This is a genomic window from Paenibacillus sp. UNC451MF, from assembly GCF_000686845.1.
GTDB lineage: Bacteria > Bacillota > Bacilli > Paenibacillales > NBRC-103111 > Paenibacillus_S.
Genome location: NZ_JMLS01000001.1, coordinates 43,328 through 56,355, shown reverse-complemented (window position 1 = coordinate 56,355; position 13,028 = coordinate 43,328). Strand labels below are relative to the sequence as shown.

Sequence of the window (13,028 nt, the reverse complement as noted above, 5' to 3'; positions counted from 1 at the left end):
GCTCCACCCTATTTAGAATAAGAAATACCGCGACGCCATCGGCAGCTCGACGGCAGGCTCGCATGTGATTACGTCCCCGTCTACCTTAACTTCATAGGTTTCCGGATTCACTTCAATCTGTGGCGTCTCCCCATTATGAATCATGTCTTTTTTCGTGACACTGCGGCAGTTTTTAACCGGCTCAATCCGCTTCTGCAGACCCAGCTCGGTATGTACGCCTTTGTCGAATGCAGCTTGTGAAACAAAGGTGATACAATGATGCAGCGCTTTGCCGAATGAACCGAACATCGGCCGCCCGAATACAGGCTGCGGAGTAGGTATTGAAGCGTTCGGATCGCCCATTTGCGCATAAGCGATCAAACCGCTCTTGAGCACAAGCTCCGGCTTGACTCCGAAGAACATCGGGCTCCATACGACCAGATCGGCCAGCTTGCCTACTTCGACGGAACCAACCAAGTGGGCCACGCCGTGAGTGATCGCTGGATTGATCGTATATTTGGCTACATAGCGTTTGATTCGGAAATTATCCTGCTCCAAGATCTCTTGCTCATCCAGTTCCCCAAGTACATTCGGATCAACTTCTGCTGTCTTCTCTTCATCAGGCGCAGGCAGGTAACCGCGTTGTTTCTTCATCTTATCCGCTGTCTGCCATGTACGGAGAATCACTTCTCCGACTCTGCCCATTGCCTGCGAATCAGAGCTTAGCATGCTGAACACGCCCATATCATGGAGAATATCTTCCGCAGCTATCGTTTCAGGGCGTATTCTCGAATCGGCAAAGGCAACGTCTTCTGGAATACGGCTGTCCAGATGATGACACACCATCAGCATATCCAGATGCTCTTCTACCGTGTTAATCGTGTAAGGCCTTGTCGGATTTGTAGAGGAAGGGAGTACATTGGATTCAGCAGCTGCTTTTATGATATCCGGAGCATGACCTCCTCCAGCGCCTTCCGTATGATACGTATGGATAGTCCGGCCTCCTATGGCCGCCAGCGTATCCTCCACAAACCCGGATTCATTCAATGTATCGGTATGAATAGCAACTTGAACGTCAAAACGGTCAGCTACTTTAAGACAAGCATCAATAGCAGCTGGGGTGGTCCCCCAATCTTCATGCAGCTTTAATCCTATCGCTCCCGCTTCGACCTGCTCAATCAGCGGCTCTATAAAGGAAGCATTCCCCTTACCTGTGAATCCGAGATTCATTGGGAACGCCTCAGCCGCCTCCAACATGCGATACATATGCCATGAACCTGGAGTGCATGTTGTAGCGCTAGTCCCCGCAGCTGGTCCTGTGCCGCCCCCTATCATAGTGGTTACTCCCGAAGCAAGTGCTGTTTCGATTTGCTGCGGACAAATATAATGAATATGGGTATCAATGCCTCCTGCAGTGATGATCTTGCCCTCACCCGCTATCACTTCTGTACCGGCTCCGACAATCATGTTCGCTTGAACCCCGTCCATCAGATCCGGATTTCCCGCTTTGCCGATACCTACGATAATGCCATCCTTAATACCGATATCCGCTTTCACGATACCCCAATGGTCAATGATGGCAGCATTGGTGATCAGCGTGTCTAGAACCCCATCGTCCCTGGTATGCCGGCTTGACTGTCCCATACCGTCCCGGATGACTTTCCCGCCTCCAAACTTGCATTCTTCGCCGTATACCGTATAATCCTTCTCTATTTGTGCCCACAGCTCAGTGTCCGCCAATCTTATGGAATCCCCAACCGTCGGACCGAACATCTGGGCATAAGCTCTACGATTCATTTGAACCATACTTCTGTACTCCCTTCTTCCAAGCATCCAGTCTCTGCTTGACTTCTTCGGACATCAAGCCATTCTCCGCTTTGCCCTTGGACAACCCGTTTAAGCCGTATGAGAGCTTCTCTCCTCCCAATTCAACGAGCTGTACCGGCTTTTCTTCTCCCGGCTCGAACCTTACAGCCGTACCCGCAGGAATATCAAGCCTCATACCGAATGCCGTTTCCCTTTCAAAGGAAAGCCCGCGATTTACTTCAAAGAAATGGTAGTGAGATCCTACCTGAATAGGTCTATCGCCAATATTGGTTACAATGAGCCGAACGGTCTTTTTACCTTGATTCAATTCGATGTCACCTTTACGGACACGATACTCGCCAGGAATCATTGTCATTCCCCCTTTTCCTTATAGCTGATGGGGTGATGCACTGTAACCAGCTTCGTGCCGTCCGGGAAAGTTGCTTCTACCTGGACCTCGTGAATCATTTCCGGCACACCTTCCATCACCTGATCGGCGGAAAGTACGTTTGTTCCATACTGCATCAGTTGGGCGACCGTCATCCCATCACGAGCCCCTTCCATAATTTCAGAAGTGATCAACGCAATACTTTCCGGATAATTTAACTTTACACCCCGCTGCAGCCTCCGTCTTGCCAAATCCGCAGCTACAGTAATGAGCAGCTTCTCTTTTTCCCTTTCCGTTAAATGCATATCGACGCGTCCTCCTTACGAAACCTGATATGTCACTTTATATAACATATAAAACACGAATATTCAACGGCCATTAGGTTTATTATATTCGCAATTCCAACTCCTGTAAACCGATAATGTTATATTTTTTCACAATAACTTGGTTATATTTTCCGTTTATATGCATATTCCAGGCCTGAAAGGGCCTTTTTCCTAATATGAAGACATAGAAAACACGAAAATTATTGCTTTTAAAAATTTGTGTAAACTATATTGACATTTATATAACGCGCCGACTATGATATTTCATGTGAGAATTATTTCCATGGTGTTTGGATACTAACCCATTGGAATAATAGTATCGCTCGAAACGGCTAGCAGCCCCTCTACAAAAACCATACTGTCCATGGCGGCAAGCTTTCGATTGTGAATGAAATATGATGAGGAGTGGATGGTCATGAAGTTAAAGAGAAAAGGAATTCCTGTATTAATGGCAGTCTGCATGTCGATTTCAGCATTGTTGGCAGGATGTGCAACCGAAACGAAGCCAGCGGCTTCCTCAACCACATCTGCAACAACCGCCAATTCGGACGCAGGAAAAGACGAAACCATTCCGGTCGGTATTTTACATTCACTTACCGGCACCATGTCTATCAGTGAGGTTTCCGTTAAAGACGCAGAAATGATGGCCATCGAAGAAATCAACAAAGCAGGCGGTGTACTTGGAAAGCAGCTGAAACCCATTATTGAAGACGGCGCGTCGGATTGGCCTACGTTTGCAGAGAAAACAAAGAAATTGCTGCAAAAAGACAAAACAGCAGTCATCTTCGGCGGTTGGACATCCGCTAGTCGCAAAGCGGTACTTCCTGTCGTGGAGCAAAACAAAGGCCTCTTCTTCTATCCCGTACAATATGAAGGTCTTGAAGCATCCCCTAACATTTTCTACACCGGGGCTACAACGAACCAACAAATTGTTCCTGCAGTTACATGGCTTTTACAAAATAAAGGCAAGAAGTTCTTCCTCCTCGGTTCTGACTATGTCTTCCCAAGAACAGCCAATAAAATTATTAAAGAACAGCTGAAGGCCGAAGGCGGCACACTGATTGCCGAAGAGTACACACCGCTCGGACATACGGACTACAACACAATTATTAGTAAGATCAAGAAAGAGAAGCCAGATGTCGTATTCAACACTCTGAATGGGGACAGCAACGTAGCCTTCTTCAAACAGTTGAAGGATGCAGGCATTACAGCCAAGGACTTGACTACCTTGTCGGTTAGTATCGCCGAAGAAGAAATTCGCGGTATCGGCGCGTCCGTACTGGAAGGTCATTATACGGCATGGAACTACTATCAAACGACGGACACACCGGAGAACAAGAAGTTCGTTGAAGCCTATAAAGCAAAATACGGCAAAGAGCGTGTAACGGACGATCCGATCGAAGCTGGCTATTTCGGTGTCTATCTGTGGGCTGAAGCGGTGAAAAAGGCCGGCAGCGTGGACGTAGACAAAGTGAAGGAAGCGGCCAAAGGTATCGAATTCAGTGCACCGGGCGGCAAAGTCAAAATCGATGGAGATAACCAGCACGTGTTCAAAACCGTTCGTATTGGTCAAATTCAAGCGGATGGAATGATCAAAGAAGTATGGAATTCAGGTCAGCCGGTTAAACCGGATCCATTCCTAAAAACCTACCCTTGGGGCGCAGAAGTAACCAAGAAATAGTCACAGTCCAGTTAGAGCACCACACCAACAATGAAACTTGAAAACGGGGCTGCCCCTTCAGCGGGCGGTCCCCCGTTTTATCACGGAGGATGAGGCCAATGAGCTTACTGCTTCTACAACTGTTTAACGGCATCTCGCTAAGCTCCATCCTATTGTTAATTGCTCTCGGTCTGGCTATTACGTTCGGATTGATGAATGTGATTAACATGGCGCATGGAGAGTTCATTATGATCGGCGCCTATATGGCTTATACGATCCAGCAGCTTTTTCAAAAGTTTATGCCCGCCTCGGCATTCGGCTGGTACTTCGTCTTATCGCTGGGAGTGGCGTTCGCGGTTGCATTCGGAATCGGCTGGCTGCTAGAAGCCACCTTAATTCGCTTCCTTTATGGCAGACCACTCGACAGCTTGCTGGCAACATGGGGCGTAAGTCTGGTGCTGCAGCAGCTGGCGCGGCAAATCTTCGGCGCACCCAATGTTGCCGTTAAAGCACCGGAATGGCTCGATGGAGGCTTGGCGATCACCGCAGATCTCATGCTGCCCTATAAAAGGCTTTTTATTATCGGGCTCGTCATCGTGTGCATCATCGTTATTTATGTGTACCAATATCACACTCGGGGCGGTCGCAACATGCAGGCCGTAATGCAAAACCGCAGCATGGCCTCGTGCCTCGGCATCTCAACTCGTCGAGTCGATGCGCAAGCCTTTGCCTTCGGCTCCGGAATGGCGGGAATCGCGGGCTGCGCGTTAACGCTGCTCGGTCCGATCGGACCTACGATCGGCACGTATTACATCGTCGATGCCTTCATGGTCGTCGTACTCGGTGGCATTGGCAAGATTATCGGAACCGTAGCTGGAGCGCTTGGCATCGGGGTACTGAACACTGCATTCGAGTACACAACCAGCGCAACGATCGGGAAGGTTATCGTGTTCACTCTGATTATTGCCTTCCTGCAGTGGAAGCCTTCAGGACTTGTCACGATCAAGTCGCGAGCGCTGGATTAATCGGCGCGAAATTCGAAGTAAGTTTCCATACGGAAACTCTCAGCTTATGCTTTCGTAGTCAGTTTTGCTTACGCAAAACTCAAGCCTATGCTTTCGTAGTCAGTTTTGCTTACGCAAAACTCTTAGGAGTTGATACCATGACCATAACAAATACAAAAATGAAAATCATCTTCACCGTGATTTTACTCATCATCATGCTGGCTGCACCCATGTTTTTGTCCGAATTCCGTCTCTCGCTGCTCAGCAAATTTTTGTCCTACGCCATATTAGCTATGGGGCTAGACCTTATCTGGGGCTACACGGGAATATTAAGCCTGGGTCACGGCGTATATTTCGGACTCGGCGCCTACTGCATGGCCATGCATCTGAAGCTGGTCGCTTCAGACGGTGGACTTCCCGACTTCATGTCCTGGAGCGGCATCGACAAGCTTCCTTGGTTCTGGGTACCATTCCATTCTGCGGCCGGAGCTTTCATACTCGCGCTGCTTATACCAATGGCTGTGGCCTTCATCCTAGGATATTTGACCTTTCGCAATCGGATTAAAGGTACTTTTTTCTCTATCTTGTCTCAAGCACTCGTTATCATAACCGTTACCTTATTCGTTGGCCAGCAAGGCTATACCGGAGGGACTAACGGACTTACTAACTTTAATACGTTTCTGGGCTTATCCGTTGCGGAGCATTCCACGAAGCTAGCGTTCTACTACATTACCGTTTTTGTTGTCATAGGCACCTTACTGCTGTGTCTCTGGCTTGCTGGAACCCGGCTCGGCAAAATTCTCGTTGCCATCAGGGATGCAGAAAACCGTGTACGCTTCATCGGCTACAACCCCGTAACATACAAAGTGTTTATTTACTGCTTCTCTGCCGGGCTAGCAGGCTTGGCGGGCGTGCTGTTCGTTCTTCAGGAAGGCATCATCTCCCCGGCACAGATGGGCATTGTACCTTCAATAGAAATGGTGCTGTGGGTTGCTATCGGCGGGCGAGCTTCCATATTCGGAGCCATCCTTGGTGCGATCATCACCAACTCAGCCAAAACAACCTTTAGTGAAGCCTATCCCGAATGGTGGCCTATTATTATGGGCGCTATGTTTATCATCGTCGTGCTTTTCCTGCCCAAAGGGATCGTCGGCACCTGCAAGCAGTTCGCTGCCAAGAAAGGATGGTTTCAGCCAAAAGCCAGTGCCACTCCTTCTGCTTCAGCCCCTATGGTTTATCAAGGCTTGGAACCTGAAGCCAATACGCTTCAAACCAAGTAGTCATAAAAACGAACTTATTGGCCGGGACTTTTGCCGTTTGCATAAGGGTTTGCACCGCATACTATGCACTTGTTATGTTAAGAAACCAGAATTCCCTTTTGCAGGAATCTTAATCAAAAGCTTACGACTTCGGAAAATTCTAAGGAGGTCATAACCCATGATAGAATCGTCAGCAAGAAAAGAAACGGCAGCCGAATTGGTCCGTATCGAGCAGCTAGAGGTAGATTTCGATGGCTTTAAGGCAATCCGGGGACTTAATTTCTCTATCCAACCCGGAGAATTACGTTTTTTAATCGGACCTAATGGTGCCGGTAAAACCACACTGCTGGATGTCCTATGCGGAAAAGTAAAGCCGTCAAAAGGAAAAGTAGGCTTCAAGCATATGGATTTAACCAAGTTTCAGGAGCATCAAATTGCGCAGCTGGGTATAGGCAGAAAGTTTCAAGCTCCCTCTATTTTCGTCACGCTGACCGTTTTAGAAAATTTGCTGCTTTCGATGCGCCAAAAACGTGGCTTGCTCAGCTCCCTTATTGCGAAAACAACGCCTGAGCAGCGCGACCGCATCAAGTATTATTTACACATGATCGGACTTGCGGAGAAAGCCAAGCAAGTCGCAGGCTCCCTCTCCCATGGTGAAAAGCAGTGGCTTGAAATCGGCATGCTCCTTATTCAAGAACCAGAGCTGCTGCTGCTTGATGAGCCTGCTGCCGGAATGACGGACAGCGAAACAGAAAAAACGGGAGAGCTGCTGCATAAAATCAGCAATCAGCAAACGGTTATCGTCGTCGAGCACGATATGGAGTTTGTTCGTAATTACGCAAAGACCGTTACTGTTATGCATGAAGGCACGGTACTACGGGAAGGAACGATGGAGGACATTCAAAACGACGATAAAGTCGCAGAGGTCTATTTGGGAAGACGAGGTGAACGCGATGCTGATTCTTAACGCACTGGAGGCCGCTTACGGCGAGAGCATGATCTTAAGAGGCGTCAACATGACGGTTAAGCCAGGTCAAGTCGTGTGCCTAATGGGACGTAACGGCGTAGGCAAAACAACGCTGATGAAGACGGTTATGGGCTTAATCAAAGCTAAGGGTGGCAGCATTTCCTATGCAGGAAAGCCCATCACAGACTATACACCTGATCGGCGTGCCAAGGTCGGTATCGGCTATGTGCCGCAGGGACGGGATATATTTCCACAGCTTACCGTAGAAGAAAATTTGCTATTGGGCTTGGAAGCTTCCGTTAATCGCAAGCATAAAATACCGGAATCTATCTATGAGATGTTTCCTGTGCTGTGGGAGATGCGGCGCCGTAAAGGCGGAGACCTGAGCGGTGGGCAGCAGCAGCAGCTTTCTATTGCCCGCGCACTGGTCGGAGAACCGGAGCTCCTGCTGCTCGATGAGCCGATGGAAGGCATCCAGCCCTCTATGGTTATGGAGATTGAGAATGTTATTGAATCTATCAAAGCCCGCAGGGAGATGTCTATTTTGCTTGTTGAGCAAAGCCTGACTTTTGCCACCAGCATTGCAGACTACTACTACGTACTCGATAAAGGCACTATCGTAGCTGAGGGCAGCTCGACAGATTTAAGCGAAGAACAAGTCAAGAAACATCTTGCCGTGTAATTCGGGCAGACCGGTCATGGTTAAAGACTTCGCTCAACGCTTCAGCCCTGCTGTATGTTTTATTTGCGTCTTACTTATGTTTGCCTCGGCAAATCATCTGGCGGCTCCTTCCCCTCAATGGGGGCAATAAGGGCCGTCATTTTAATTTTAATGCATGATGAAGTGATTCTCGCTCGAGGCGAGCTTGCAGACCGGATCAGCTGGCTGCGTTTTTTCCTGAAAAAGATATATGGTAAGATAAATGAGGAAAACTAAACTTATGGAGGAGGAGCATAATGACTCAGCATATTTCTGACAGCACCGTTCTTAGCAATGGTGTCAAAATGCCTTGGCTTGGACTTGGCGTTTGGAAAACCCAAAATGGAGAAGAAGTGATTCAAGCCGTTAAAGCTGCCATTCAAGCAGGTTACCGGAGTATTGATACGGCTGCCGCTTATGGTAACGAAGAAGGTGTTGGCACCGCGATCAAACAAAGCGGCATCTCCCGCGATGAACTGTTCATTACAACCAAAGTATGGAATTCCGATCAAGGCTACGACTCTACTTTGAAAGCCTTCGATGAAAGCCGCCGCAAGCTGGGCTTGGACGTCATCGACCTCTACCTTATCCATTGGCCGGTAAAAGGCAAATATAAAGACACTTGGCGCGCATTGGAGAAGCTGTATAAAGACGGCTCCGTACGAGCGATAGGCGTCAGCAACTTCTTGGTTCACCATCTGGAAGATTTGATAGGACAATCCGCAGTTAAGCCCATGGTTGATCAAGTGGAGTTCCATCCGCTTCTGAATCAGCCTGAGCTGCGCAGCTTCTGCCCGCAGCATCAGATTCAGCTTGAAGCATGGAGCCCGCTGATGCAAGGAAACCTGGATCTTCCTTTACTGACCGAGCTCGGAGCCAAGTACGGCAAGTCGCCTGCGCAAATCGTGCTCCGCTGGGATTTACAGCACGGCATCGTGACCATTCCAAAGTCCATTACTGCGCATCGTATTCAGGAAAACGGGAATGTGTTCGATTTCCAGCTGACTCAAGACGAGATGGCACGGCTCGATGCACTAAACAAAGATCACCGGTTCGGCCCGCATCCGGATCATATCAACTTTTAATACCCTGATGTCAACCCTCGCAGCTGCCGTTACTTCACCGGCAGCTGCTTTGTTTTTTCAACAAAACAAGTCTAATTGTCCAAGCCATCATAATAGTAATTAATGTAGGAGCAATCATTCTTGTCTAAGGAGGAATTTGTGAAGATGATAAACAACCCTTATAACAATGTGGGACCTCAACAATTCCGCAGCTATGGCGGATACCAAGGGTATCCACAAGGCTTTCAGGGGTATGGCCAGGGTCAGCAAGGAGCACAGACGATGCCCCCTCCCGGCCCTAGCGGAGCGTACATAGCCCAAACACCTGGCGGAGGCTCGACTCCCCCTATCTCCCCGCCTGGTATACTTCCGATTGAGCAATCCTATATCGAGAATATTTTACGTTTGAATCTCGGCAAGATGGGTACCTTTTACATGACTTATGAGAACAACAGCGAGTGGAACGCCAAAATCTTCAAAGGACGCATTGAAGCCGCCGGTCGCGATCACATTATTATCAGCGATCCGAAGACAGGGATGCGGTACCTGCTGCTGATGGTCAACCTCGACTACGTTACCTTCGATGAGGAGCTGGCATATACTTATCCGTTCGCGCCAACTCCACGTTAATTTTGATACGCTAAAAAAGAGTGCTTAGCAGCACTCTTTTTTATGTGGTCGAAAATACTATCCCGCTACGCTCGAATAACGTTTAATCCCAAAGCTCCAAATACAATACGTTATCGACATCACCACAATGGCTGTGACCGGTACTACCCACAGAGCCCAATGATACTGTTCAGGACGGAGTAGGAAGGCTGCCGGGAAAAAGCTGCCGACGGCATAAGGAATCAGATAAGTCAAAAGCCCGCGAAGCAGCGGATGGAAAATTTCCAGCGGATACCGTGTGAAATCATAAAGCCAATTCACCGGATAGATGACGGATCGTACCTCCTGAACCCAGAAGGTCAGCACACTTATCGTCAAAAGAACGGCAAACTGGATCACCGCGCTGCTGATTAAAGCGATAATCACGTACAGTACCATTCCGATAGACCAATGCATGTCCAGATGAGCAGCTGCATAGCCCATAATGATAATTCCTGTAACCAACTGCCCGACGCCGTTCAATTCCTGCGTATTTCCTATCGCCTGGAACAATACACCGACAGGACGAATCATCATGATATCCAGCTGTCCGCGGCGAATAAAACCAGTTAATGCGAACGGAGCATTAAATAACGCTTGATTCAATGCCTTTCCCGTTGCTGCCAAGCCAAAAATAAATACCAGCTCATAAAAGCTCCAATCCGCCAGCTTAGGAATGCGCTGAAAGATGACCGACAAAAAGACCAGCGTGCTTCCTTGAGCAATGATCCCCGCTATGAGAGCAATCAACGTATCCGCTCGGTACTCCACCAGCGTTTTGAGATATATTTTCAAATATTGTACATACAGCCCTATTAAATAAGCGGACTGCTGAAGCCCATTACGTTGCGGTGCTATCATGTATACTCACCCCCCGTTGATCGTTAAGCGCTTGGCTGCCTTCATCCAAAGCAAACGGCTGATCAAAATCATCACAACAGCCCAGCAGAGCTGTTCTGCAAGCGACTGAACCATATCCCAGCCCGCTAAACGCCCCGTATAAATCGAAAGCGGAATGTAAGCCATCGACTGGAAAGGCAAATATTCCAGCACCTTACGCAAAGCATCCGGAAAAAACTCAAATGGAATAAGCGTACCCGCGAAGATGTCCACAACCGCTCTCTTGGCTAGCTGAACTCCAAACGTATTTGTCGTCATAAAGGAAATCATCATAATAATGGAATTAATGCTGAACGCAACCAGAAAGCCTATGCAGAGGCTTACCGCGAAGCCTATAGCTGCAGTCCCGTCAGCCGGAGGGGCTATGCCTAATATAAAGATCAACAGCAGCATGGCCGGGATATTAACCCACAGCATCTCCACAACGAAAAATCCGGCAGCCTCCAGAAACCGCTGTGTTTGAAAATCGACAGGCCGGATTAAGTCGAGCGCAATATCGCCATTCCTGACTCTTTGTGCCATAGCATACGTCGGAGCTCTCTCCGCAGGCGACCAGCGGGCAAAATTGATCGCTTGTCCCACCATCACGTAGGTAATCAGCTGCTCCCACGGCAGTGCCGTATCCGTTGAGTACAAATAGATCGCTTTCCACAGCATGTAATACATCACGCTGAACATGAGAGTGGACAGCAGTGTCATTATAAAATCGAAGCGAAACTGCATCCTTTGGCGGACGGCAATCCGCGACATGCCTACCATACGCTCCACAGCTTGTATCATCTCCTTGATCCTCCTACAGTCGCATATACCGGTCTAGGGTTGGCATTAATTCCTTCCCGGTAGATACGACTGATCAGTGCATCAATGCTTTCATCCTGCATAGTCAGATCCCTAGGGTCCGCCTTTTGCAGCAGCAGCCTCAGCAGCTCCGACGTATCGGTTAGGTGCTGATCGTAGGTTACCTTAACAATCTGTTCCTCGGTATGTACGGCAATGTCTGGCATTCCTATAAATACTCTCGCTGCCGATAGAGCCGCGTGTGAGTCGGAGAATACTGCCCGAATTTGTCGCTCCGTAGCATAATGATCCTTAATGTATTGAAGGCTGCCATCATAGATCAAGCTTCCTTTATCAATGATCATCGTCCGCTGGCAAAGCCGCTCAATATCATGCATGTCATGCGTGGTCAGTAGCAGGGTTACATCCTTCTCCCGGTTAATGCTTTCAATAAATGCCCGGATGCGTTCCTTGGCTACTACGTCCAATCCAATCGTAGGCTCGTCCAGGAACAAAATTTCCGGGTCATGGAGGAGTGCCGCCAAAATTTCACAACGCATTCTTTGACCCAGAGATAACGTCCTAACCGGTCGTTCCAGAAGATGTCCAACTTCTAGTAAATCCGAATAGTCCTTTAAATTTTTATGATAGCGTTCCCATGAAATGCTGTACATATAACGCAGTAGATCAAAGGAATCCTTTACCGGAAGATCGAAGATCAGCTGGCTCCGCTGCCCGAATACTACGCCGATTTGATAGCTACTTAGCTTTCGATTCCGGGTTGGCACCAAGCCCGATACTAGAATTTCTCCCCCACTCGGCTCCAAAACCCCAGTGAGCATTTTAATAGTGGTTGATTTCCCTGCCCCGTTCGGACCTAGATAGGCGACACTCTCTCCCTTATCAATTGTGAAGCTAATGTCGTCTACACCCACGACCTCGCGCTTTTCCGGGCTTATTAAGCTGCGCAGCGCCCCAAATCTGCCTTCTCGTCTAACGTTCGTTTCAAACACTTTTCGCACATGTTTCACTTCAATTAATGACATCTCTATCATCTCCCCCTGAAGCTTGTAAAGCGGATAATGTATTATAGCAGACGCCTTCCATATTTAGTATATAAAAACAAAAAAATTCTGATCGAAATCAGAATTAGGTTAATGATAGACTCTTAAAAACTTCAGAAGTGTGGTGGTACTCCGGTAGGTATCCCTCACCTCTAGCCTTCTGATTACCTTATTTACGCGCGCTATCAATGGCTTTATTAGCTGCCTCTTCCGCTTCGCGCATCACCGTATTCACATCTTTATTTCCCAGCACATAATCCGGCACAAGACTAACAAGCGGCTTCTCACCGATATTTTCAAAAGCGCCTTTAACCGGAATGGCTGCAAAAGGCTTATAGAATACAGCATTCCAATTCAGCTTCTTACTATAATCCGATCCCATAGCCTTACGAACCTCTTCGCTCTTCAGCGGCGTAATAAACCCAAGCTTGGCTCTCGCAAGCTGGTATTCGTCGGATGCCAAGTAGTTGATGACTTCCATCGCTT

The 13,028-nt window shown here is 48.2% G+C and carries 14 protein-coding genes; 7 read left to right on the top strand and 7 right to left on the bottom strand.

Features of this window, described 5'->3' with window-relative positions:
* Nucleotides 1-12: 12 nt before the first annotated feature.
* Genes ureC through BP97_RS0100260 form a run of 3 tightly spaced genes read right to left on the bottom strand, consistent with a single transcriptional unit; the run spans nucleotide 13 to nucleotide 2,478 of the window.
* Complete coding sequence (ureC, locus tag BP97_RS0100270; RefSeq protein ID WP_028547316.1) at nucleotides 13-1,785, bottom strand: urease subunit alpha; 1,773 nt, start codon at nucleotides 1,783-1,785, stop codon at nucleotides 13-15.
* Entirely contained in the window at nucleotides 1,766-2,155 is a 390-nt protein-coding gene (gene ureB, locus BP97_RS0100265) for an urease subunit beta (RefSeq protein ID WP_028547315.1), read from the bottom strand. Before ureB ends, ureC begins: the two co-directional genes overlap by 20 nt.
* 2 nt (nucleotides 2,156-2,157) lie before the next feature.
* Nucleotides 2,158-2,478, bottom strand: coding sequence for an urease subunit gamma (locus tag BP97_RS0100260; protein WP_028547314.1), 321 nt, complete (start codon nucleotides 2,476-2,478; stop codon nucleotides 2,158-2,160).
* 436 nt (nucleotides 2,479-2,914) lie between these two features.
* Between BP97_RS0100260 and urtA the strand changes: the two genes are divergently transcribed.
* From urtA to gerQ, 7 genes are all read left to right on the top strand, one after another.
* The gene (urtA, locus tag BP97_RS0100255) at nucleotides 2,915-4,180 is read left to right on the top strand and encodes an urea ABC transporter substrate-binding protein (protein ID WP_028547313.1); all 1,266 of its coding nucleotides are present in this window, start codon (nucleotides 2,915-2,917) and stop codon (nucleotides 4,178-4,180) included.
* A 98-nt stretch (nucleotides 4,181-4,278) separates the two neighbouring features.
* Nucleotides 4,279-5,184: an urea ABC transporter permease subunit UrtB gene (gene urtB / locus BP97_RS0100250; RefSeq protein ID WP_028547312.1), complete on the top strand. Its 906-nt coding sequence runs from the start codon at nucleotides 4,279-4,281 to the stop codon at nucleotides 5,182-5,184.
* Nucleotides 5,185-5,321: 137 nt separating this feature from the next.
* Complete coding sequence (gene urtC / locus BP97_RS34705) at nucleotides 5,322-6,443, top strand: urea ABC transporter permease subunit UrtC (protein ID WP_081823851.1); 1,122 nt, start codon at nucleotides 5,322-5,324, stop codon at nucleotides 6,441-6,443.
* A 157-nt stretch (nucleotides 6,444-6,600) separates the two neighbouring features.
* Nucleotides 6,601-7,389, top strand: coding sequence for an urea ABC transporter ATP-binding protein UrtD (gene urtD, locus BP97_RS0100240; RefSeq protein ID WP_051620244.1), 789 nt, complete (start codon nucleotides 6,601-6,603; stop codon nucleotides 7,387-7,389).
* Nucleotides 7,376-8,071 (top strand): urea ABC transporter ATP-binding subunit UrtE, encoded by a 696-nt coding sequence (gene urtE, locus BP97_RS0100235; RefSeq protein ID WP_028547310.1) that lies wholly within the window; start codon nucleotides 7,376-7,378, stop codon nucleotides 8,069-8,071. The genes urtD and urtE overlap by 14 nt, the downstream gene beginning before the upstream one ends.
* Nucleotides 8,072-8,346: 275 nt before the next feature.
* Nucleotides 8,347-9,174 carry an aldo/keto reductase gene (locus BP97_RS0100225; RefSeq protein WP_028547309.1) on the top strand — a complete coding sequence of 276 codons (828 nt, stop codon included), beginning with the start codon at nucleotides 8,347-8,349 and terminating at the stop codon, nucleotides 9,172-9,174.
* Nucleotides 9,175-9,318: 144 nt separating this feature from the next.
* The gene (gene gerQ / locus BP97_RS34700) at nucleotides 9,319-9,783 is read left to right on the top strand and encodes a spore coat protein GerQ (protein WP_036745292.1); all 465 of its coding nucleotides are present in this window, start codon (nucleotides 9,319-9,321) and stop codon (nucleotides 9,781-9,783) included.
* A 57-nt stretch (nucleotides 9,784-9,840) separates the two neighbouring features.
* On the opposite strand, the gene BP97_RS0100215 is transcribed toward gerQ, so the two are convergent.
* The 4 genes from BP97_RS0100215 to BP97_RS0100200 all read right to left on the bottom strand — a co-directional run bounded on the left by BP97_RS0100215 (nucleotide 9,841) and on the right by BP97_RS0100200 (nucleotide 13,023).
* Nucleotides 9,841-10,662 (bottom strand): ABC transporter permease, encoded by an 822-nt coding sequence (locus BP97_RS0100215; RefSeq protein ID WP_028547308.1) that lies wholly within the window; start codon nucleotides 10,660-10,662, stop codon nucleotides 9,841-9,843.
* Nucleotides 10,663-10,668: 6 nt separating this feature from the next.
* Entirely contained in the window at nucleotides 10,669-11,481 is an 813-nt protein-coding gene (locus tag BP97_RS0100210; RefSeq protein WP_028547307.1) for an ABC transporter permease, read from the bottom strand.
* A complete protein-coding gene (locus BP97_RS34695) occupies nucleotides 11,478-12,524 on the bottom strand; it encodes an ABC transporter ATP-binding protein (protein WP_051620243.1) in 1,047 nt (348 codons plus the stop codon). The genes BP97_RS0100210 and BP97_RS34695 overlap by 4 nt, the downstream gene beginning before the upstream one ends.
* Nucleotides 12,525-12,711: 187 nt before the next feature.
* Nucleotides 12,712-13,023: a hypothetical protein gene (locus tag BP97_RS0100200; RefSeq protein WP_028547306.1), complete on the bottom strand. Its 312-nt coding sequence runs from the start codon at nucleotides 13,021-13,023 to the stop codon at nucleotides 12,712-12,714.
* Between the last annotated feature and the right edge of the window lie 5 nt (nucleotides 13,024-13,028).

Excerpts from the sequence above, each read along its gene's own strand:
- ureC (WP_028547316.1), bottom strand. The coding sequence starts at position 1,785 with ATGGTTCAAATGAATCGTAGAGCTTATGCCCAGATGTTCGGTCCGACG.
- ureB (WP_028547315.1), bottom strand. The coding sequence starts at position 2,155 with ATGATTCCTGGCGAGTATCGTGTCCGTAAAGGTGACATCGAATTGAAT.
- BP97_RS0100260 (WP_028547314.1), bottom strand. The coding sequence starts at position 2,478 with ATGCATTTAACGGAAAGGGAAAAAGAGAAGCTGCTCATTACTGTAGCT.
- urtA (WP_028547313.1), top strand. The coding sequence starts at position 2,915 with ATGAAGTTAAAGAGAAAAGGAATTCCTGTATTAATGGCAGTCTGCATG.
- urtB (WP_028547312.1), top strand. The coding sequence starts at position 4,279 with ATGAGCTTACTGCTTCTACAACTGTTTAACGGCATCTCGCTAAGCTCC.
- urtC (WP_081823851.1), top strand. The coding sequence starts at position 5,322 with ATGACCATAACAAATACAAAAATGAAAATCATCTTCACCGTGATTTTA.
- urtD (WP_051620244.1), top strand. The coding sequence starts at position 6,601 with ATGATAGAATCGTCAGCAAGAAAAGAAACGGCAGCCGAATTGGTCCGT.
- urtE (WP_028547310.1), top strand. The coding sequence starts at position 7,376 with ATGCTGATTCTTAACGCACTGGAGGCCGCTTACGGCGAGAGCATGATC.
- BP97_RS0100225 (WP_028547309.1), top strand. The coding sequence starts at position 8,347 with ATGACTCAGCATATTTCTGACAGCACCGTTCTTAGCAATGGTGTCAAA.
- gerQ (WP_036745292.1), top strand. The coding sequence starts at position 9,319 with ATGATAAACAACCCTTATAACAATGTGGGACCTCAACAATTCCGCAGC.
- BP97_RS0100215 (WP_028547308.1), bottom strand. The coding sequence starts at position 10,662 with ATGATAGCACCGCAACGTAATGGGCTTCAGCAGTCCGCTTATTTAATA.
- BP97_RS0100210 (WP_028547307.1), bottom strand. The coding sequence starts at position 11,481 with ATGATACAAGCTGTGGAGCGTATGGTAGGCATGTCGCGGATTGCCGTC.
- BP97_RS34695 (WP_051620243.1), bottom strand. The coding sequence starts at position 12,524 with ATGTCATTAATTGAAGTGAAACATGTGCGAAAAGTGTTTGAAACGAAC.
- BP97_RS0100200 (WP_028547306.1), bottom strand. The coding sequence starts at position 13,023 with ATGGAAGTCATCAACTACTTGGCATCCGACGAATACCAGCTTGCGAGA.